General features: G+C 47.6%; 22 protein-coding genes. 17 read left to right on the top strand and 5 right to left on the bottom strand.

The features are described 5' to 3' along the window. Positions 1 to 2: 2 nt before the first annotated feature. The 10 genes from smc to rplS all read left to right on the top strand — a co-directional run bounded on the left by smc (position 3) and on the right by rplS (position 10,946). On the top strand, positions 3 to 3,566 hold the full coding sequence (smc, locus tag CZ502_RS09435; RefSeq protein ID WP_076461928.1) for a chromosome segregation protein SMC: 3,564 nt from the start codon (positions 3 to 5) through the stop codon (positions 3,564 to 3,566). A gap of 11 nt (positions 3,567 to 3,577) precedes the next feature. After that, complete coding sequence (gene ftsY, locus CZ502_RS09430) at positions 3,578 to 5,260, top strand: signal recognition particle-docking protein FtsY (RefSeq protein ID WP_076461926.1); 1,683 nt, start codon at positions 3,578 to 3,580, stop codon at positions 5,258 to 5,260. Positions 5,261 to 5,272: 12 nt separating this feature from the next. Next, a complete protein-coding gene (locus tag CZ502_RS09425; RefSeq protein WP_076461924.1) occupies positions 5,273 to 5,614 on the top strand; it encodes a putative DNA-binding protein in 342 nt (113 codons plus the stop codon). A gap of 3 nt (positions 5,615 to 5,617) precedes the next feature. Then, positions 5,618 to 7,063 (top strand): signal recognition particle protein, encoded by a 1,446-nt coding sequence (ffh, locus tag CZ502_RS09420; RefSeq protein WP_076461922.1) that lies wholly within the window; start codon positions 5,618 to 5,620, stop codon positions 7,061 to 7,063. 99 nt (positions 7,064 to 7,162) lie between these two features. Continuing rightward, positions 7,163 to 7,438, top strand: coding sequence for a 30S ribosomal protein S16 (gene rpsP, locus CZ502_RS09415; RefSeq protein WP_076461920.1), 276 nt, complete (start codon positions 7,163 to 7,165; stop codon positions 7,436 to 7,438). A gap of 12 nt (positions 7,439 to 7,450) precedes the next feature. Then, positions 7,451 to 7,711, top strand: coding sequence for a KH domain-containing protein (locus CZ502_RS09410; protein ID WP_076461918.1), 261 nt, complete (start codon positions 7,451 to 7,453; stop codon positions 7,709 to 7,711). 53 nt (positions 7,712 to 7,764) lie between these two features. Next, positions 7,765 to 8,271 carry a ribosome maturation factor RimM gene (rimM, locus tag CZ502_RS09405; protein ID WP_076461915.1) on the top strand — a complete coding sequence of 169 codons (507 nt, stop codon included), beginning with the start codon at positions 7,765 to 7,767 and terminating at the stop codon, positions 8,269 to 8,271. Then, the gene (gene trmD, locus CZ502_RS09400; RefSeq protein ID WP_076461913.1) at positions 8,271 to 9,029 is read left to right on the top strand and encodes a tRNA (guanosine(37)-N1)-methyltransferase TrmD; all 759 of its coding nucleotides are present in this window, start codon (positions 8,271 to 8,273) and stop codon (positions 9,027 to 9,029) included. The genes rimM and trmD overlap by 1 nt, the downstream gene beginning before the upstream one ends. An 8-nt stretch (positions 9,030 to 9,037) precedes the next feature. Further along, positions 9,038 to 10,465, top strand: a complete 1,428-nt coding sequence (locus tag CZ502_RS09395) for an APC family permease (protein ID WP_076461910.1) — start codon at positions 9,038 to 9,040, stop codon at positions 10,463 to 10,465. Positions 10,466 to 10,586: 121 nt separating this feature from the next. Further along, positions 10,587 to 10,946, top strand: a complete 360-nt coding sequence (rplS, locus tag CZ502_RS09390) for a 50S ribosomal protein L19 (RefSeq protein ID WP_076461907.1) — start codon at positions 10,587 to 10,589, stop codon at positions 10,944 to 10,946. 115 nt (positions 10,947 to 11,061) lie between these two features. Here the strand turns inward: rplS and CZ502_RS11025 are convergent, their stop codons facing one another. Both CZ502_RS11025 and CZ502_RS09380 read right to left on the bottom strand, forming a co-directional pair. Beyond that, positions 11,062 to 11,304 carry a tyrosine-type recombinase/integrase gene (locus tag CZ502_RS11025; RefSeq protein WP_234982478.1) on the bottom strand — a complete coding sequence of 81 codons (243 nt, stop codon included), beginning with the start codon at positions 11,302 to 11,304 and terminating at the stop codon, positions 11,062 to 11,064. A gap of 476 nt (positions 11,305 to 11,780) precedes the next feature. Beyond that, on the bottom strand, positions 11,781 to 11,978 hold the full coding sequence (locus CZ502_RS09380) for a hypothetical protein (RefSeq protein WP_076461901.1): 198 nt from the start codon (positions 11,976 to 11,978) through the stop codon (positions 11,781 to 11,783). A gap of 120 nt (positions 11,979 to 12,098) precedes the next feature. Here CZ502_RS09380 and CZ502_RS09375 point away from each other — a divergent pair, with 120 nt between their 5' ends. Then, positions 12,099 to 13,178 (top strand): Ldh family oxidoreductase, encoded by a 1,080-nt coding sequence (locus CZ502_RS09375; protein ID WP_076461899.1) that lies wholly within the window; start codon positions 12,099 to 12,101, stop codon positions 13,176 to 13,178. Positions 13,179 to 13,305: 127 nt separating this feature from the next. Here CZ502_RS09375 and CZ502_RS09370 read toward each other — a convergent pair whose 3' ends face one another. Both CZ502_RS09370 and CZ502_RS09365 read right to left on the bottom strand, forming a co-directional pair. Beyond that, on the bottom strand, positions 13,306 to 14,265 hold the full coding sequence (locus CZ502_RS09370) for an L-lactate dehydrogenase (protein ID WP_076461897.1): 960 nt from the start codon (positions 14,263 to 14,265) through the stop codon (positions 13,306 to 13,308). 112 nt (positions 14,266 to 14,377) lie between these two features. Then, a complete protein-coding gene (locus CZ502_RS09365) occupies positions 14,378 to 14,557 on the bottom strand; it encodes a hypothetical protein (RefSeq protein WP_076461895.1) in 180 nt (59 codons plus the stop codon). Between the two features lie 184 nt (positions 14,558 to 14,741). Here CZ502_RS09365 and CZ502_RS09360 point away from each other — a divergent pair, with 184 nt between their 5' ends. From CZ502_RS09360 to dtd, 6 genes are all read left to right on the top strand, one after another. Further along, complete coding sequence (locus CZ502_RS09360) at positions 14,742 to 15,041, top strand: hypothetical protein (protein WP_083673345.1); 300 nt, start codon at positions 14,742 to 14,744, stop codon at positions 15,039 to 15,041. 74 nt (positions 15,042 to 15,115) lie between these two features. Further along, entirely contained in the window at positions 15,116 to 16,078 is a 963-nt protein-coding gene (gene prmA / locus CZ502_RS09355; RefSeq protein ID WP_076461891.1) for a 50S ribosomal protein L11 methyltransferase, read from the top strand. Then, positions 16,079 to 16,831, top strand: a complete 753-nt coding sequence (locus CZ502_RS09350; protein WP_076461889.1) for a 16S rRNA (uracil(1498)-N(3))-methyltransferase — start codon at positions 16,079 to 16,081, stop codon at positions 16,829 to 16,831. 121 nt (positions 16,832 to 16,952) lie between these two features. Beyond that, positions 16,953 to 17,279, top strand: coding sequence for a hypothetical protein (locus CZ502_RS09345; protein ID WP_234982465.1), 327 nt, complete (start codon positions 16,953 to 16,955; stop codon positions 17,277 to 17,279). 18 nt (positions 17,280 to 17,297) lie between these two features. After that, complete coding sequence (locus CZ502_RS09340) at positions 17,298 to 19,535, top strand: RelA/SpoT family protein (RefSeq protein WP_076461885.1); 2,238 nt, start codon at positions 17,298 to 17,300, stop codon at positions 19,533 to 19,535. A gap of 13 nt (positions 19,536 to 19,548) precedes the next feature. Beyond that, positions 19,549 to 19,986 carry a D-aminoacyl-tRNA deacylase gene (gene dtd, locus CZ502_RS09335; RefSeq protein WP_076461883.1) on the top strand — a complete coding sequence of 146 codons (438 nt, stop codon included), beginning with the start codon at positions 19,549 to 19,551 and terminating at the stop codon, positions 19,984 to 19,986. A gap of 98 nt (positions 19,987 to 20,084) precedes the next feature. Here dtd and CZ502_RS09330 read toward each other — a convergent pair whose 3' ends face one another. Beyond that, positions 20,085 to 20,954, bottom strand: a complete 870-nt coding sequence (locus CZ502_RS09330; RefSeq protein WP_076461881.1) for a fructosamine kinase family protein — start codon at positions 20,952 to 20,954, stop codon at positions 20,085 to 20,087. Positions 20,955 to 20,981: the final 27 nt, after the last annotated feature.

Genomic DNA, 20,981 nt, shown 5'->3' with positions numbered 1-20,981 from the left:
CGATGCAATTATTGTCTTTAACTTTGGACGGGTTTAAATCTTTTGCCCAGAAAACAACCATTAAATTTGAACAAGGGATGACAGGAATCGTCGGGCCCAACGGTAGTGGAAAGAGTAACATCATCGAAGCTATCCAGTGGGTAATGGGTGAGCAGTCTGCCAAGCACTTGCGTGGTGACCGGATGGCTGACGTTATTTTCAACGGTTCAACCGACCGTCAGCCGCTTAACCGGGCACTGGTCTCAATTACCCTTGACAATAGTGACCACTACCTCGCTAGTGACTTTACAGAATTGACGATTACCCGGAAGTTGTACCGTAATGGTGACAGCGAGTACTTGATTAATGACCAAAACGTCCGCCTAAAAGATATTACCGACTTGTTCATCGATTCTGGCCTTGGTCGGGAGTCATTTTCAATTATCTCGCAGGGACGGATTGAGGAGATCTTTAACGGGAAGCCGGCTGACCGGCGGGGGATCATCGAGACCGTTGCCGGGGTAGCAAAGTATAAAAAGAATAAGGAGACCGCTGAGAAAAGGTTGGCCACGACTATGGACAACCTTAACCGGGTCAACGATATTATCAGTGAATTGGAGGGGCAGCTAGAGCCACTGGCGGACCAGAGTGCCCTTGCGCAGGATTATGTTGAACAAAAAAAGCAGTTTGATGTCCTCGACCGGACACAGACTGTTCGCCGGCATGATAGTGAACAGCAGCACTTGAAAAAACTGGTTGCTAGTCTAAATCAGGCCAACGAAATGGTTACCGACTATAAAAAGCAGGCCGATGCTGATGCCCGCCAGCTAGATAAGCTGAAACACCAACGGCGGCTCCTTTTGGCAACTAAGGACCAACTCCAGGCGACGATTCTTGACCAAACCGAGATGATTGCCAAATTAAATAACCAGCAATCAGTTTCTAGCGTCCGGCGTGAGCAACAGCTCCAGGACCAGCAACGGCACCACCAGCGCCAAGCAGCCTTACAAAAGCAGCTGGCAGAGTTGGAAGAACAACGGGCAGCTAACCAGCGGCAAATCACTGCCCAGCAGCAAGAAATCGCAGACCACCAGGCTGAACTACTGGCGGCAAAGGAAATGAGTAGTGAGGAGCGGATCAAGAAGCTCAACCGGCAGATTGACGAGCTCCGTGACCAGCAGGTTAACTTGATGCAAGAACTTACCACCCTGCATAATAACAAAGCGTTCCTGTCCCGCAATCATGAGCAGACGATGAACCAGCATAAGCAAAGCACAAGCGAGATGGCACAAGTCAAGGCCAACCTAGCAAGGGTCAATACCCAGCTGGCGGACCAGCAGGCAAAGATTGACCAGGCTAAGGCAGCGGTAGCAACAGCGGAGAGCAAATTAAGCGCTGAACAACAGCACCAACGCGAACTTACGAGTAAGTACCAGCAGAGTCAGCGTTCGTGGTACCAAGCCTTAGGGGATGTGCGGTCGCTAAAGTCCCGGATTAAGGCTTACCAGTCGATGGCCGATGAATATAGTGGTTATTACCGGGGTGTACAGAGTGTGTTGCGGCAGCGGCAACAATTTCCTGGCCTGGCCGGGGCAGTTAGTGAGCTGTTTGATGTTCCTGCAGACTATACGACGGCGATTGAAACGGTCCTCGGCAGTCAGCTGCAACAATTAGTCGTTGACCGGCAAACAACGGCCAAGCAAATTATTAACTTCCTGATCCGCAACCGGAGCGGACGGGTAACCATTCTACCCCTGGACACCCTTAGTCACCGCCGTCCGCTTAATATTTGGGCGCAATTAGCGAGTTTGCCGGGTTATTGTGGCCGGGCAACGGAGCTGATTTCTTACGATGACCGTTACCAGATCATCGCGGACCACCTGCTTGGAACGACGGTGGTGGCCGATAATTTGGACCACGCGACAGAGATTGCCCGGGCTGGTCGCCACATGGTACGGGTTGTAACCCTCGATGGGCAGTTGATCAATGCCAGTGGGGCAATGACCGGTGGGGCAACCCGTAATCGGCAGGCTGGTTTGCTGAGCCAAAAACAAATGGCCAAGCAACTATCCGGTGAGTTGAAACAGCAACAGCAAAAGACAAGTACCCTTGAGCAAGAAGTCGCTAAATTACAGCACGCTCAAGAGGCCAATGAACAAGTCATTGCGCAATGTCAGCAACAGTTGCGGACTCTCCAGGATCAACTGCATACTGACCAGGCTAATTATCAGTTAACGGCAAGTCAGCAAGCTGCGTTGGCTAAGCAGGTCCAGACCTTAACCTTGCAGACCCAGGAGCAAGACTCTCAGCACCAGGATTACGAAAAGCAAGTTGCGGAAAACAAGAGCCAGGAGCAAGTGGCAACTGACCAGCTAAGCCGGGTTAAGGAGCAGATTGCGACGATGCAACAACAGGTTGCGGAACTACAGACAAGTGAGTCGGCCCAGGTAGAACAGCTTGCCCAGATGCAACAATGGCTGGCTGTCGCCGATGAACGCTTGCAGCAATCGTTGCGGCAAGAACAGGGCGATAAACGGGAAGCTAAACGCCTCCAGGATGAACTCGCTGAAGAAAGCAGGCAGCTAGCAGCAATCGCGGCCGGAATTAAAAATCAGTCATCCAGTGAAGAGTCGGCAACCACCGCCTTAGCCGCTGCGAAGGAACAAAAGGCGGCTGCCAAGCGTAAGCAAGACGATAATGATGCCGCCCTTGACCGGCTAGAGCAGGAGTTATCAAAGGCCGAAGCTCATCATGAGCGTTTGCAAGAGTTGCAAGGGGCGGCAGTTGATGACCGTAATAAGCTCAGTGAAGAAAAGGTTAAGTGTGAGGCGGTAATCGAACAATGCCTTAACCGCTTGGCTGAGCAGTACTCAATGACCATTGATGAGGCCCGCCAACAGTTAAGCGACCTTGATGATGATACCCTGCAGACAAAGTTGAAGCTCCTCAAACGGGGGCTTGATGACCTTGGCGAAGTTAACGTCGGCGCAATTGAAGAATACCAGCGGGTTAAGGAGCGGTATGATTTCTTAAAGGGCCAGCAAGACGACCTATTAGCTTCCCGCAAGCAGCTTAACCAAACGATGGGCGAGATGGATGCCCAAGTTAAAAAGCGGTTTATTGCGACCTTCAAGCAGGTATCGGAGAAGTTTGACGAGACCTTCCAGCAAATCTTTGCCGGTGGTCATGCTAAACTAGAGTTAACTGATCCGCATGACCTACTGACTTCTGGGGTTGACATTATGGCACAGCCGCCGGGCAAAAAGAACCAGCACCTCAGCCTTCTTTCTGGTGGGGAACGGGCTTTGACGGCAATTACCCTATTGTTTGCGATCTTAAAGGTTCGGCCGGTGCCATTTGCCATTTTGGATGAACCGGAAGCGGCGCTAGATGAGGTTAACGTCCAGCGTTTTGCCCACTACCTTAACCAGTTTGGCACGCACGGTCCCCAATTTATCGTCATCACCCACCGGAAGGGAACTATGATGGGGGCCGACGTCTTGTACGGGGTAACCATGCAAGAATCCGGAGTCTCAAAGATGGTTTCCGTTGATGTTGTTGACACATTAGAAAATCAGGATAATTAGGAGGCGATGACATGGGACTATTTGATATTTTCCGTCGTCATAAGAAAAAAGAGGAAAAACATGAAAATGAAGTCTCAAGCGCAAGCAGTGCGGTTGAAGAACAAGCCGTCGCGAGTGATTCTGCCCAATCAGCAACACCGCTAGATTCAGCAGGCCACAAGAAGCCGGTAAAAATCCCACCGGCAATTGCTGAAGTTGACGAGATTAGCCCGGATGGTCAACGGAAGACGATCCAGCACGAGGGGGAATTACCACCGGCAGTAGATGATGAACCGGCAAGCAGCCAGGAAGAGGCGGAAGCACCCGTTGACCGCCAGGCGGAAGAAACGTCAGCGGCCAGTGCATCACCGGCCCCGGCGGTTAGTGCAGAACCAGCAAGTAGTGAGCCGACTAGTACAGCCGTCACTCCAGAAAAACCGGCTGAGGCAAGCATAGAAACGCCAGCACCAAGTGAAGCTTCCGCCTCTGCTAGTGTCGAAGAAGATACTACGGTTGAAGACTTGGCAGAAACGACGAGCGAAGAAGTGCCAGCAAGCAGTGAAGAAGCAACTGCGCCTACTATTTCCGCAACTGACACGCCCGCTAGTTCTGCAGAAGAGGAACCAGCCGCAGCAGAAGAAACAGAGGACTCGTCAGCGACTGTTGATGAAGCCGTCGCTGAAGTCAAAGAATCAGCTACGGCTGTAACTACCAGTGAAGAAGTTGCTGAAGATGTTGAAGAAAAGCCAGCAGAAGCCCCTGCTGATGCGGCGGCTGAAAAAGAAAAGAAGTATGACCATGGCCTTGAGAAGTCACGGACCGGTTTTGGTGCCCGTCTTAACAAGTTCTTAGCCAACTTCCGTCACGTTGATGAAGACTTTTTTGATGACCTTGAAGACATGCTGATTGAATCGGACGTCGGCTATGACATGGCGATGAAGCTCAGTGATGAGTTACGTGAAGAAGTTAAGCTGCAAAATGCCAAGAGTAAGCAGGATGTTTCAAACGTCATCATTGAAAAGATGGTTGACCTCTATGATGAGGCGGGCAAGGATGAAAATCCCAACTTAACGATGGCGAAGGAAGGACCAACCGTCATCATGTTTGTCGGCGTCAACGGTGCCGGGAAGACGACTACTATCGGTAAGATGGCTGCCCTCTTTAAAAAGCAGGGCAAGAAAGTCTTATTAGCCGCGGCTGATACCTTCCGGGCGGGGGCGACTGAGCAGCTAGACGTGTGGGCCAAGCGTGACGGTGTTGATATCGTCACTGGTCCCGAAAATGGTGATCCAGCGGCAGTCGTTTTTGATGCGGTTAAGAAGGCCAAGAGCGAAGACTACGACATCCTCTTTGTTGATACCGCCGGGCGGCTGCAAAATAAGGTTAACTTGATGAACGAGTTAGCAAAGATGAAGCGAATCCTTACCAGGGAGATTCCCGCCGCACCGCATGAAGTATTGCTAGTCTTGGATGCGACGACGGGGCAAAACGCCCTTAATCAGGCCAAACTCTTTAAGCAAAGTACTGACGTTAGTGGGATTGTCTTGACAAAGCTGGACGGGACTGCTCGTGGGGGGATTGTCTTGGCAATTCGTAATGAGCTCCACTTGCCAGTCAAGTACGTTGGCCTGGGTGAAAAGGTTGATGACTTGCAGAAGTTTGATGCCGGTGACTTTGTATACGGATTATTCAAGGGACTTGTCGAAGTTGATTAAGCAGGTGGTCGAATGGAAATCGAGAAGAACTACCGGATAAACTCGCTATTTGAGTTTTACCAGCCCCTACTGACGAAGAAGCAAAATGACTACCTCGAGCTATACTACGGGGATGACTATTCCCTAGGCGAGATTGCGGAAAACTTTCACGTCAGTCGGCAGGCAGTCTACGATAATATCAAACGGACGGAGAGCATCCTGGAAGATTACGAGGACAAGTTGCACTTATATGCAGAATTTCAGCTACGTAATCGCCAGGCAGACGAGATTCAGCAATACGTCCGTGAACACTATCCAGATGACGCCACGCTAAACCACATGGTTAGCCACCTGGAAAGCTTGGAGGAAGAATAAATAATGGCATTTGAAGGTTTAACTGAACGCCTACAAAAGGCGATGGAAAAGCTACGGCGGAAACCAAAAGTTACGGAAGCGGACCTGCGGGAAACGATGAGAGAAATCCGGTTAGCATTGCTTGAAGCCGATGTTAACTTCAAGGTTGTTAAGGATTTCGTCAAGACCGTTCGGGAAAAGGCGGCCGGAGCAGACGTCTTGAAGGGGTTAAATCCAGCCCAACAAATCGTTAAGATCGTTAACGATGAATTAACAAAGCTGATGGGGGAAGAAGCGGTTCCCCTAAACAAGGCGAAGCACATTCCAACCGTTATCATGATGGTTGGTTTGCAAGGGGCCGGTAAAACGACTACTGCGGGTAAATTAGCCCTTCGCTTGAAGAACGAGGACCACGCCCGCCCACTGTTTATTGCGGCCGACGTTTACCGGCCAGCCGCCATCACCCAGTTGCAACAAGTCGCTGCGCAAATTGACGTCCCAGTCTTTGAACAGGGGACCGACGTTGACCCGGTTGACATTGTCAAGGCGGGGATGGAAGTTGCCAAGGAAAACCATAACGACTACGTAATCATCGATACCGCCGGGCGGCTGCAAATTGATGAGCAGTTGATGGATGAGTTGGCAAACATCAAGGAACTAACCAATCCGGATGAAATCTTACTTGTAATTGACTCGATGACCGGGCAAAACGCCGTTAACACTGCAGAAGGGTTTGACGATAAGCTCGATATTACCGGGGTAGTCCTCACCAAGCTTGATGGTGATACCCGTGGTGGGGCCGCCATGTCAATCCGGGCGGTTACTGGTAAGCCAATTAAGTTTGTCGGTGAAGGGGAAAAGATGGAGGATCTTGATGTCTTCCACCCCGACCGGATGGCTTCACGGATTCTGGGAATGGGGGACATGATGACCCTGATCGAAAAGGCCCAGAAGAACTTTGATGAAGAACAAGCCCAAGAAACCATGGACAAGATGCGGGAGAACACCTTCGACTACAATGATTTCTTGGAACAAATGGACCAGGTTACCAAGATGGGGCCGCTTGAAAATATCTTGAAGATGATGCCGGGGATGGCGAATAACCCTGCCCTGAAAAACCTCAACATTGATCCTAAGCAGTTTGCCCACATTAAGGCGATTGTCCTTTCAATGACACCAGAGGAACGGGAAAATCCTGACTTGATGAACCCTAGTCGGCGGCGGCGGTTAGCAGCTGGTGCCGGGCGGCCAATTGTTGAAGTTAACCGGATGATTAAGCAATTTAACCAAATGCGGAAGATGATGAAGCAGGTCACTAACGGTAACTTTAACGGGATGCAAAACATGTTCGGCGGCCAAATGCCGGGCGGTAAGATGGGGCAGATGGCAATGAACCGGATGGCCCGCAAGATGAAGAAGGATAAGCAAAAGCGGATTAAGAAACTCCGGAAATTGCGGAAAAAGAAATAAATTTGAGAAAATTTAAGCCTGTCAAGAAAAAATACTTTACATTCCTTTGGAAGACTGGTATATTATAATCTGTTAAAAGAAATCAGGGAGGTGCAAAGAATGTCTGTTAAAATTCGTTTAAAGCGCATGGGTTCAAAGAAGCGTCCATTCTACCGGATCGTTGTAGCTGACTCACGTGCCCCACGTGATGGTCGTTTCATTACTGCTTTAGGTACTTACAACCCATTGACTACTCCTAAGGAAGTCAAGTTCGACGAAGACGCCGTTATGGACTGGTTACAAAAGGGTGCTCAACCTTCAGATACTGTTCGTAACATGCTTCAAAAGGCTGGCGTTATGAAGAAGTACCACGAAGCTAAGTACGCAAAGAAGTAGTGATAGTTAATCATGACTGAGACAAACATAGAGACGTTGATTCGTAGTTTAGTAACCCCGTTACTTAAGCATCCGCAGGCTTTATCAATCACTCAGGAAGATGATTTGCGTTATCATCGCTACGTGGTTGATGTGGCTCCCGATGATGTTGGCCGCTTGATCGGCCGGCAGGGCCACGTTGCCGCCGCGTTGCGGACTATTGTTGAGGGTGCGCGTTCTCGACGGACTAACTCTAAGAAGGTCCGGTTACTGATTAATGACCATCGTCACTAAATAAAAACTCCCACACTAATCTGTGGGAGTTTTTTATCTTTTTGGAGGAATATATGAAATTTTATAACGTTGGTAAGATTGTCAATACCCATGGTGTTCGCGGTGAAGTGCGGGTATTGGCAACCACTGATTTTGTTGATGAACGTTTTGCAGCTGGCAACACGCTTTACTTGCAGGGAAAAGAACAGCCACAAGCATTAGAGATTGAAAAGGCACGGCAGCATAAGGGCTTTATCCTTGTTAAGTTTGTCGGCTATGATAATATCAATGATGTGCAGCATTTTCGCAACCTTGAGCTGATGGTTAGCGACCAGGACCAGCAGCCATTAGAAGAGGGCCAGTACTATTACCACCAGATCATTGGCTTGACTGTAAAAACGGTTGATGGCCGTGAGCTCGGTACGATCAAAGAAATCTTGTCGCCTGGCGCAAATGATGTCTGGGTCGTTGACCGCCCGGGACAAAAGGACTTGTTATTACCGGTGATTGATGATGTTGTAAAAGACGTTGACCTTGCGAAGGGGCTCGTCGAAGTTGAATTATTGGAGGGCCTTGAATAATGCGAATTGACATTTTAAGCCTATTTCCTGACATGTTTCAAGCAACCCTGGGTGAATCGATTATTGGGAAAGCCCAGGATAATGGCTTTTTAGATATTAACGTTACCGACTTCCGCGACTACACTACTGACAAGCATAACCACGTGGATGATGCGCCGTTTGGTGGGGGAGCAGGGATGCTTCTCCAGGCACAGCCGATTTTTGACGCGATGGCCGCGATTGAAGAACAGACGAAGAACCAGTATTCCCGGGGACGGGTGATTTTGATGGACCCAGCCGGGCGGAAGTTTGACCAGGCCTATGCTCAGGAACTATCCCAAGAAGACCACCTGACCTTTATTTGTGGTCACTACGAGGGTTATGATGAACGAATCCGCCAGCTGGTCACTGATGAAGCCTCCCTAGGGGACTATGTCTTGACCGGTGGTGAACTGGCTGCCATGGTGATGATTGATGCGACCGTCCGCTTTGTTCCGGGCGTGCTCGGTAACATGTCATCCCCAATGGGCGACTCGTTTAGCAATGGTCTGCTTGAATACCCACAATACACCCGACCAGCGGACTTCCGAGGAATGAAGGTTCCTGAAGTGTTAACCAGTGGGAACCACCAGAAAATTAGAGAATGGCGGATGAAGGAATCGTTACGGCGGACCCTTCACCGACGGCCAGACCTGTTGAAGACGGCGAAGCTAAGCCGTGAGCAGCAGATTATGCTGGAAGATATTAAACTGGATGAAGATCCAGATGTACCGGACTAGGTGATTAGATGAAAAAACTACTTAAACGTTTGTTACGGCGGCAGGACCCACGCGTTTACCAGGCGAAGGATGCCCAATTGACACCGAGTTTGCACACGAAAGATTTGATTGGTCTGGGAACGGGGATGGTTGTCGGGACGGCAATCTTCACCTTACCAGGAATTGTCGCGGCGGACCACACGGGACCTGCTGTACCCTTGGCCTTCATTGTGGCCGCTATCGGAGCAGGTTTAGCGGCGCTCGCATATGCCGAAACGTCGTCAGTCCTACCATTTGCCGGTTCCGCTTTCTCCTGGATCAATGTCCTCTTTGGGGAGTTCTTTGGCTGGATCGCCGGCTGGGCCTTGTTAGCTGAGTACTTTATCTCGGTGGCCTTTGTCGCCTCGGGATGGTCTGCGTATATGCAGGGCTTTCTCGGCAGCTTTGGCATTAAGCTCCCCCATGCCTTAACCGGGGGCTTTAATCCCCATAGCGGGTCTTATGTTGATATCCTTGCTGCCTTTGCAATCCTTATCGTTGGGGTATTAATCTCCCGCGGTGTTCATCAAGTTAGTCGGATTGAAAACATTATTGTCAGTATTAAGCTGCTGGTGATCCTGATGTTTATTGTTGTCGGAGCGACGGCCATCCACCCGCAAAACTACGTCCCATTCTTGCCTCCTCACCAGCCAGGAACGGCCTTTGGGGGCTGGCAAGGGATCTTAGCCGGGACGGCACAGATCTTCATTGCCTACGTTGGCTTTGATGCGATTGCTGCTAATACGGCCGAAACAATTAATCCGCAAAAGACAATGCCGCGGGGCCTGATTGGGACCCTTGTCCTAGGAACGGGCTTCTTTATCGCCGTTTCCCTTGTCCTTGTCGGCATGTTTAAGTACAGTAGCTACGCGAATAACGCGGAACCGGCAGCCTGGGCATTGCGCCACTCAGGCCATTACATTACGGCAAACATGCTATCAATCGTTGCGATTGTTGGGATCTTTTCAGCGCTGATTGCAATCCTGCTGGCATCTTCCCGGTTAATTTATGCCTTCGGGCGCGACGGGCTATTGCCACAGACATTGGGGAAGATCGACGATAAACACGTTCCTAACCATGCCTTATGGATGATTACGATTTTAGCGATGATCTTGGGCTCAGTGTTCCCGTTTACCTTCCTTGCTACCCTGGTTTCGGCAGGGACCTTGGTTGCCTTCATCTTTGTTTCCCTGGGGATCTATGCTCTGCGGCCACGGGAAGGGGTGGACTTGCCAGCTGCCCAGTTTAAGATGCCCCTGTATCCCGTTTTACCTGCAATTTCCGCAATCTTTTCTGCGGTAATTTTCTGGGGTTTGAATGCGGATGCCAAGATTTTGATGATCGGCTGGTTTGTAATCGGCCTACTGATTTACTTTGTTTACGGAATCCGTCATTCGATTATTAATCAGAAAAAATAGGGATTAGCCTTGCAACAAGGTGGAAAACCATGTATAGTAGTTAGTGGCTGTTTAGCCGTGAATAACGGTGTTCCGCTGTCTGAGACGGACATGAATGTCGGCGAAAGGAAAGAAATTAATTATGCGTCAAAACAAGTTAATCGAAAAGATTACTGCTAGTCAATTACGGGATGATATTCCAGACTTCCGTGCTGGTGACTCTGTTCGTGTTCACGCCCGGATCGTTGAAGGTTCACGTGAACGTATCCAGATGTTCGAAGGTGTTGTTATCAAGCGCCACGGTGCTGGTATCAGCGCTACTTACACTGTGCGGAAGATCAGTAACGGTGTTGGTGTTGAACGTACTTTCCCAGTACACTCACCACGAGTTGCTAAGATTGACGTTCTTCGTCACGGTCGTGTACGTCGTGCTAAGCTTTACTACTTACGTGAACGTACTGGTAAAGCTACTCGTATCGCTGAACGTCGTCGCGATATCTAGTAGTGTGGAACCCTTGTGTAGCAAGGGTTCTTTTTATTTTTAAATTTATTTATATTAATAAAAAAGAGGCGTGAAACACTCGAAAAAACTGTTTGTTAGCAAATTGTTAGCAAAATTAAAGTTTATCGAGTTTTGGCGCCTCTTTTTCTATTGCTTTTTGAGTGACGTGTAAATAAATTCCTTTAGTGATTTTACTATCCTCATGGCCGACTCTTTGCTGAATAACATACAAGGGAACACCTAATTCTGCAAGTTTAGATATATGCGTGTGTCTAAAAATATGACTACTCAATGGCTTATCTATACCTAGATTGTTTTTTGCAGTACGTAAAAAAGTATTCATTGCCGAAGTTTGAATAGGGGTACCGTGTGAAGTGCAGAAGATAAACCCTTTTCCACCAGTTTGAGTTTTTCGCTCTTGATAGATTTAGGTAAAATAACATTTCGGTAAGAGGTGAGAGCCTTTGGACTTTCACTCTTTTTAGTGTCTTTAGACCTGGTTGAGTATGCGAAACAAAAAAACACCTGCTATGCGGGTGGACAATAATTATTGAATTTAAAACTAAAAAAGATGCCAATTAAGGCATCCCGTTTACCGGTACGGTTCAAGTAATCAACTGGAACCGTACCGGCGTACTAATTCTCATTATGCCTAGTAAGCACATAAAAACATCTAATCAAATGGCTGCTCAAGTAGTGACCTTTGCGCTGACTTCGGTTGGCGCTTTTTTAATAAGTTATCCTATATTATTTTCCTAATTCACTTACCTATGCCCATATAGCAATTAAAGATAAGATTGCAATCCAGTTACTTCATCAATTCTGGCTTTTAACTTACTTTTGGTTGCGCATTCGGAGTTTTTTAATAAAACCGTTATAGGCAAGCGTGTAGACACTTTCCATGTCATTATTCGTGTCGGGGTCTGCTAATTCCTTAAGGACATCACGCATTTCACTTGCTGACATTTGGCTCATTAGGGTTTGAACAAAGGCAATAGCAAAGTCATGTGCTCGTTGCTGCTCATCAGTCAATTAATTCACCTTCTTTATATTACTGCCTTCATTGTAGCAGTAATCAACATTTCCTGCCAACCTTGACTTTCAGCTCATTAAGATTAAAATATGATTAAAAAATTAAAAGAAGGTTTGAATATGCGGATTGATTCAACAAAGGAACGACAATATTTAGAAAATGTCTTTGCTAAACTGGGCTTTACAGACGAAGGTGGTAAATTACTTGCTGATACGCTGGTTGACGCAGACCTCCGCGGAATTTCATCACATGGAATCCAACGATTAGCCTGGTACCAGCGAATGATTAAGGAGGGGACAATTCAACCGCAAAATCACGCTAAGATAGTTCGAGAACTGCCAGGAACAGTGTTAGTTGATGCGAACCAAAATATGGGGCAACTAGCTGCTGTCCTTGGAATGAAGAAAATTATTGAAAAGGCAAAAAAAACAGGGGTTGCAATCGCCGTTATCCGCAATTCCAACCACTTTGGAACTGCTGGCTATTATGCCCGCCTTGCTTTAAAAGCCGGGTTAGTGGGGATTGCGCTAACTAATACCCGCCCACTGGTGGTACCGACTAATGCGACGCAGGCATTTCTTGGTTCCAATGCCTTTGCCTTTGGTTTTCCCGCTTCTCCGCATCCCTTTATGTTTGATGGTGCGACCTGCGTTGTCTCCGGCGGCAAGATTCAGGTACACGCGAAGAATGGGGAGAACCTCCCTGGTGAATGGGCAGTTGATAAGAAACGTCAAGTTGTATCTAACGCCGCGCAGGCAGAAGACATTTTAGCAACCGCTGCTTTTACTGAAGGAGAGCAAAAGGGCGGCGGTGTTTTGACCCTTGGTGGAAAGGATGAGGTAAACGGCAACTATAAGGGCATGGGAAATTCCATCGTTATTGAATTGTTGACTGGCATTCTTGCTCAGGGGTCGATTTCAGCCGATACTGTTAAGGGCAACCATGACTTTAGCCAGTTCTTGATGGCATTTGACCCCGCGTTCTTTGGTGACCCGGCAACCTTGGCAGCGGACGCAACAGAAATGTTTAACCGCATTCGTCACCTTGACCACGTTCCGGGAAGAAAAATCTGGATTCCTGGTGACCGGGAGTACCGGTTGTTGGCAGAGAATAAGACCAAGGGAGTTCTTATCGATAAGAAGACTTATGAAGAAATGCAAGAAATCGGCCAAGAACTTGGTGTCGATGTTCCAGATTAAGTTCTTTCTTAATATTGTTAACTGCGGTTTACTTCATTTGCTAAGTAACGTAAGAAGCATAAAATTGAGCACTGCGACAAAAAAAGACTACGACATTTGTCGTAGCCTTTTTTAGCATTTGGTTAAATTAGTTGTTACCTTGTAACTTAGCCATTCCGTTCTTCGCAATTTCTTCCAATGCCTTTGCAGAAGCGTCCATTGCCTTTTGTTCACGGTCGTTAAGTGGAACTTCGATAACACGGTCAACACCAGAAGCATTGATAACTGCTGGAGTACCGATGTAAAGGTCCTTAACACCGTATTCACCGTTCATTGGTGCACCAACTGGGAGAACAGCGTTTTCGTCACGAAGGATTGCCCGTGAAATCCGCATCAAAGCAGTGGCAACACCGTAGAAGGTAGCACCCTTGCGGTTAATGATTTCGTAAGCCTTGTTACGAACGCCATCTTCGATCTTAAGCAATTCGTCTTCTGAAACGCCTTCTTCTTTAGCAATGTCAAGTAATGGCTTGCCACCGATAGTAGCGCTTGAGTAAGCAGCAAATTCGGAGTCACCGTGTTCAGCCATGATGTTGGCAGAAACATCGCGTGGGTCAACGTGGAACTTCTTAGCAAGGGCAACACGAAGACGAGCTGAATCAAGTGAAGTACCTGAACCAACAACCTTGTTCTTAGGGAAGCCAGAAAGCTTTTGAACAGCGTAAGTAAGGATATCAACTGGGTTAGCAGCAACCAAGAAGATTCCATTGAAACCAGACTTAACAATTGGTTCAACAACAGACTTGATGATCTTCAAGTTCTTGTCAACTAATTGCAGACGAGTTTCACCTGGCTTTTGTGGAGCACCAGCAGTGATAACAACTAAATCGGCATCCTTGCAAGTGTCGTAGTCAGCGGCGTAAATGTTCTTTGGAGCAGTGAAAACAGTAGCATCTTCAAGATCTAATGCGTCACCTTCAGTACGCTCCTTAACAATATCAACAATCGCAAATTCTTCTGCGAGTCCTTGTTGAGCCATTGCAAATGCGTAACTTGAACCTACAGCACCGTCACCGACAAGAACAACTTTTTGATGATTCTTAGACATAATAAACAGTCTCCCTTTCATCCTATGAAATACAGTATTTGAGATTTCTCTCACATAAAAGATTATAACATTCCTTGTGAAAAATTCTATAAATTTTTTCGCAAGTCCTTTACTAATTATTTAGTGCCCCGTAAAAAAGGACGATTGCGCCGATAATAATGGCGGGCCACAGAAGGACGTGGATGAACAGGCCGATTAGTAAAAAGACAAAGATAATGCCGATAAATTTTACCGCTAAAATACCTAACTTCCATAGCAGCCAGCAGGCTAGAAGTAAGAGTAATAACCCCATTTAATAACCACCTCGTTTGTTTATTATTAAGCAAGTATAGCATTGATTAATAAAATCAAAAGTTAAACATAGATTAAACTTTGGAACGACCGTGACCTGTGCTAAAATATAACTATCTGAAAAACATTTAATCAAATTAAGTAAAGAGGAGGTGGCTACCATTCTGAATAGAACTAAGCAATTTATGCGTGACAATGATTTAATGTATAAAAAAGAGTACATTCGGCCAATGATGACACCCCAACACGTCTATGTATTTCGTTTTGGTAAGCACCGATTAAATAATCGGGTTATCGTCCGTTATTCTCATACCTGGACGGGGCGGCTAAAGATTAACGAAATCGATGTGCGACTTCATCACCAGCACCACCCTCGGATTTTCTTAACGGAAACAGACTTGATTAATTACTTGACGCACCATCTCGAAAAAGAGAAAAAGCGTGAAGAGGAACGACCACATATTAAAAAGACTGATGAAGAGTAGGCTTATGTGTACGCAAAGCATCGTGACCATTAGAATTATCGTGGTCACGATTTTATTATATAAGGAGGAAAATAATGGACTGGACAGCAATTAAGGTAATCACTTCAAGCGAAGCGGTCGAGGCCGTTAGCTACATTTTAACGGATGAAGGAGCACAGGGAGTGCAGATCGATGATGCGGCAGATTTCGCAAACCTTCAACCAGGCCGGTATGGTGAACACGGTGAGATCATTGACCCCGCAGAGATTCCCCACCGCCAAAATGGGGCAGCTTTGACCGGCTATTTCCCGCAAAACGTCTTTGTGCCCGAACTAATCCCAACAATCCGCCAACGGGTTGCCAAACTTAGTGAATTTGGCCTTAATCCCGGAGCAAATGAAGTGACGGCCGCGGAGGTTGATAATCAAAAGTGGGCAACGGTTTGGCAAAAGTATTACCACCCACTACGGGTTACTGACCAGCTCACGATTGTCCCCCAATGGGAAGACTACACCCCGGCTGACCAGCAAGAGAAGTTGATTTTCCTTGACCCGGGAATGGCCTTTGGGACGGGGACGCACCCAACTACCCGCTTGATGCTTACGGCCTTGGAAAAGGTTGTTACGGGCGGCGAATACGTAATTGATGTTGGGACTGGTTCTGGGGTGTTGAGCATTGCGGCAAAGCAATTAGGGGCCGGTAAGGTTGATGCTTATGACATTGATGATGTTGCCGTTCGGTCGGCAAAGCAAAACCTGGCCTTAAACCCGGTTGCCAAAGACGTACATGTCGGTATAAACAGCCTCTTAGACGGGATCACCGGAGCAAATGCCGATATTATTGTTGCTAATATCCTTGCTGAAATTATCGTTCCACTAGTTCCTCAGGCATATGCCAACCTGAAGCCAGGCGGCAAGTTCCTCGTTTCAGGAATTATTGATGATAAGGCGGCGTTAATTAAAGAAACGCTCACTGCGCAAGGCTTCGTCATTGATGATGAGCAGACAATGAAGGACTGGCACGGGATGATTGCCCATAAACCAGTAGAGGTGAAGTAGATGCAGCGCTATTTCATTGCCAGCCAACCGCAAAAACTAGTGACCTTACCGCCTGATGCCGCCCACCATTTGGTTAAGGTAATGCGGGCAACCGCGGGGACCGCGATTGAAGTCGTCCTTGCTGACCACCGCGTCTACCTTGCTAAGCTTGCCACAATTACCCCGGCGGTAACGGTAAAGATTATCCGTCAGCTGCCTAATGATAGTGAGCTTCCGGTAACTGCGATCCTTGCTTGCGGGGTTCCAAAGACAAAGGAGAAACCCGAACTAATCGTTCAAAAGGCAACGGAACTAGGGGTAAGTAAGGTGGTTTTCTTTGAATCTGCCCGGTCGATTAGTCACTGGAATGATAAAAAGGCGGAACGAAAGATTAGCCGCCTAAATAAAATTGCGGAAGCAGCGGCAGAACAATCGCACCGTAACCTACTACCAACAGTTGAATATTGTCCCAACCTAAAGGAATTATTGGCGACCTATCCGGCAACCAGGAGGGTCGTTGCGTGGGAAGAATCGGCCAAGCAAGGCGAAGTGAGTGCACTGGCACAGCAGTTTAACCAACTAGCGCCTGGTGATTCGCTGCTAGCGATCTTTGGCCCCGAGGGCGGCCTGACCGCACAGGAAGTAGCGACGATGGAAGAAGCCGGCGTGGTTCCGGCTGGTCTTGGCCCCCGGATCTTGCGAACGGAAACGGCGCCATTGTATTTCATGGCGGCGCTTTCCTATGCTCTTGAATTATCAGCTACGCCAAAGTAGTGCCTGATGATTACGGATAAACCATGAAAAAATTATGCCGCGGCTAAGCTAATCAATAGCTGCTATGGTAAAATTATGACAACTCAAATCGGTTAATAGGTGTTGAGAGAGAATGAATTTTATGAAAAGAATTTGGCAAAAGATCGACAAGCAATTGTGGCTCTGGAGTATTGTGGTCGGCCTTGTGCTTACTTTTATCGTCACAAAGCTACCATTTCTTACCCGGGTAACCATGGTTGAATTTGTCTTAATTTTAATTAATGGTGGGTTTAGTATCTGGACGGGTTATCGCATTTATCAAAAGCAGGGTCACTGGGGAGAATTATTTATTTTCCCCCTGCTTTACCTGGTGATGGCATACTTCTTTATGCCGAACTACACTTATTATTTTGGCATTGCCTACCTTGCGCTTGCCTACCTATCCTGGTCACTACGGCAACAAAATTAACTGAAAGGGGGGCATTTAATGTCCAAGGAAAAAGAACTAACACATGAAGACGTAAAAAGAATTGTTTCGTCATACATGAACGAGGAGCATGTTGCACTAGTTGAAAAAGCATACCATTTTGCGGAAGTCGCTCACCACGACCAACATCGCAAGTCAGGGGAGCCGTATATTATCCACCCGATTCAAGTGGCGGGAATTTTGGCAAACCTCCGGATGGATCCTGAGACGGTTTCTGCTGGGTACTTACATGATATCGTTGAAGATACTGGGGCAACCCTGGATGACATTAAGGTATTGTTTGGCCCAACAATTGCAATGATTGTTGATGGTGATACTAAGCTGGGCAAGATCAGCTATAAGTCAAACAAGGAACAGATGGCGGCGACCCACCGGAAGTTATTGTTAGCGATGTCCAAGGATATCCGGGTGATGATCGTTAAGTTAGCTGACCGCCTCCACAACATGCGCACCCTTAACCATCTTCGGCCAGATAAGCAGCGGCGAATTTCCAATGAGACCCTTGAAATCTATGCCCCGATTGCGGACCGGCTAGGGATTAGCACGATTAAGTGGGAGCTTGAAGATCTCTCCTTACGCTACTTGAATCCCCAGCAGTATTACCGGATCGTTCACTTAATGAATTCGCGGCGTGACCAGCGGGTTGACTACATCGAAGACTCAATTAAGCTAATCAAAAAAGCGATCGCTGATTTGGACCTTGGCCCGAATGTTGAAATCTACGGCCGCCCGAAGCATATCTATTCAATTTACCGGAAGATGGTCACCCAGCATAAACAATTTAGTCAGATTTATGACCTTTTGGCAGTTCGGATTGTTGTTGATTCAATTCGTGACTGTTATGCGGCATTAGGGGCAATCCATACTAATTGGAAACCAATGCCCGGCCGGTTTAAGGACTACATTGCAATGCCGAAGGCCAACGGTTACCAGTCATTGCACACGACGATTATTGGTCCAGAAGGCCGGCCGCTTGAGGTGCAGATTCGGACGCACCAGATGCATGAAGTTGCTGAATATGGGGTGGCTGCCCACTGGGCTTACAAGGAAGGAAAGACTAACGGTATCCGCCAGACGCAGGATAGTCAAAAGCTGAACGTGGTTAAGGAAATCCTCGAAATGCGCAGTGAAAGCCATGGTACTGACGAGTTTATGCAGGGGATCCAAAGTGACATCTTTACTGACAAGGTTTATGCCTTTACCCCGAAGGGCGATGTCATTGAAATGCCAAAGGGCTCCGGGCCACTTGATATGGCTTACCAGATTCACACCGAGGTTGGTAACCATACTACGGGGGCAAAGGTAAATGGGCGGATTGTGCCGCTTGATTATGAGATCAAGAATGGGGATATTGTCGATATCTTGACCTCAACGTCTTCGACAGGACCAAGCCGTGACTGGATCGACCTTGTGTCGACGAGACGCGCGCGAAACAAGATTCGCCAGTTCTTCCGCGCCCATGACCGGGAGAAGAACATTGAGCTTGGCAAGCAGATGATTGAAAACGAGCTTCGTGAAGCTGACTACACCCCGAGCGAGCTGATGACCGAAGAAAAGTGTGAAAAGGTTGCTAAGGAGACCCACTACACAAGCAGTGACGATATGTTTGCTGCGCTGGGCTTTGGAGACTTAGCGCCAGTTGGTATCCGGAACCGCTTTACTGCCGATATTCGTGAAAAAGCGGAGAACGACCGGCAGCAGGCTGCTGAAAAAGCCCTCCTCGAAGACCACCAGACGCTGGGCAAGCCGAACGAACGGGAAAAAGAAAAGCAGGCAAAGGCATCCAGTGAAGGGGTCGTTGTCGAAGGGGTAGATAACCTCCTTGTGCGGTTGAGTCACTGTTGTAGCCCTATCCCCGGGGATGCAATCACCGGCTATATTACTAAGGGGCGGGGAGTTTCAGTCCACCGTGACGACTGTCCAAATATCAAGGCGGCCAAGAAAAATGGTCAACGAATTGTTAGCGTCTACTGGGCCAACCCTAATGGCGATAAGACCAACTATAATGCAGATGTTGAGGTCCAAGGCTATAATCGGAACGGCTTATTAAATGATGTCTTACGGTCAATCAATAACAGTACGCGCTTCCTTAATTCTGTTAACGGGAAGGTCGACCACAATAAGATGGTCACGATTAGTCTGATCATTGGTGTCCGTAACTTGCGGCAGCTCCAGTTGATTATGGATGGGCTAAAGAATATTCCTGATGTCTACGTTGTGAAGCGGATTATTCGTTAGGAGGTACAAGGTAATGCGGGTTGTATTACAAAAGGTAAACCGTGCAGCAGTATCGATTGACGGCGAAGTTGTTGGCAAGATTAAACAGGGTTACCTCTTGCTGGTTGGCTTTGCCCCAGATGATGGTGCAGAACAAATCGATTACTTAGTTCATAAGATTGTTAACTTGCGGGTGTTTGAAGATGAAAACGGGAAGATGAATAAGGGCCTCCGGGACGTCGATGGGGCAATCCTTTCTGTCTCGCAGTTTACACTTTATGCGGACACAAAACATGGTAACCGCCCCGGCTTTTCGCAAGCTGCCCGGCCAGAAATTGCGGAGCCGCTTTATGAACAATTTAATGCGAAACTGGCGGCGACGGGAATTCCCGTCGAAACCGGTCACTTTGGTGCGATGATGAAGATTGACCTTGAAAATGACGGGCCAACGACAATTATTTATGAAAAATAAGGGCGGTAAGCAAAAAGTTTTTTCCTGCAAAATATTAAAAATAAAAGAGGTTATGGAAAATAGCAATTCTCCATGGCCTCTTTTGTGTCTTATCCAACTTAATACTGCTGCAAAATATTATCGACGGCTCCCCCGTAGCTTTCCCCGAACAATACTAAGTGCATGCAAAGGTAGTAGAAACGGTACCACGAAAGCCGGTCATCAAGCTGGTCGTCAAAGGGGAAAATACTGCTGTATGCCTGGTAGAAGCGGTCATCAAAGCCACCAAAGACAGTTGTCATCGCTAGATCGAATTCGCGGTCGCCATACACAGCGTCGGGGTCGATTAGGTAAGGCTCGTTGGTGCTGGAACTATCCTGAGGGTCATTTGCAAACATAAAGTTTCCGGACCACAAGTCCCCGTGTAAGAGGCTTGGCTGCACCTCGTGTTCCTGGTAGTAAGCATTAAACTTATTGACCATCTGCTGGAAATGAGATTGCCGCCACTTGTTCCAGCGGCCGCGGCTTGCGGCAACTTCAACTTCGGGCTCCAGTCGTTGCCTGATATAAAAATCCCGCCAGCTATCGTTCCACGAGTTATCCTTTAGCAAGGCTTTTGTTTGGTGGTTATCGACAAAGCCAAATTTATCATTTGTTTGCTGGTGCATTTTTGCTACTGCAAGACCGAGGGCGGCCTGGTCGCCCCAAGAATCATCAAGCCAATTGAGAATCAGAAAGGCATTGCCGTCGATTTCACCGTGGGTAATGGGGGTGGGGGTATTGACGACTTTTCCGATCGCTTTGAGCCCATTTATTTCATGAGCAAAGTATTCTTTAGGGTGTCCTGGCTGGACCTTGATGAAGTATTTTTTGTTACTGCTGGTCGTTGCTTGGTAAGCAAGGTTGATGTCGCCGCCGCTAACCGGTTTGATTTTTGCCAAGTCGTTAATTGGCAGCCTGGAAAACCATGCTGAATTTAACTTATTCATTATGTTTCATCCTCCTTTGTTAATCCT

It is taken from the genome of Limosilactobacillus caccae, from assembly GCF_900156885.1.
GTDB lineage: Bacteria > Bacillota > Bacilli > Lactobacillales > Lactobacillaceae > Limosilactobacillus > Limosilactobacillus caccae.
The sequence above is the reverse complement of the archived record's forward strand: the minus strand, read 5'-3'. Positions and strand labels throughout refer to the sequence as shown.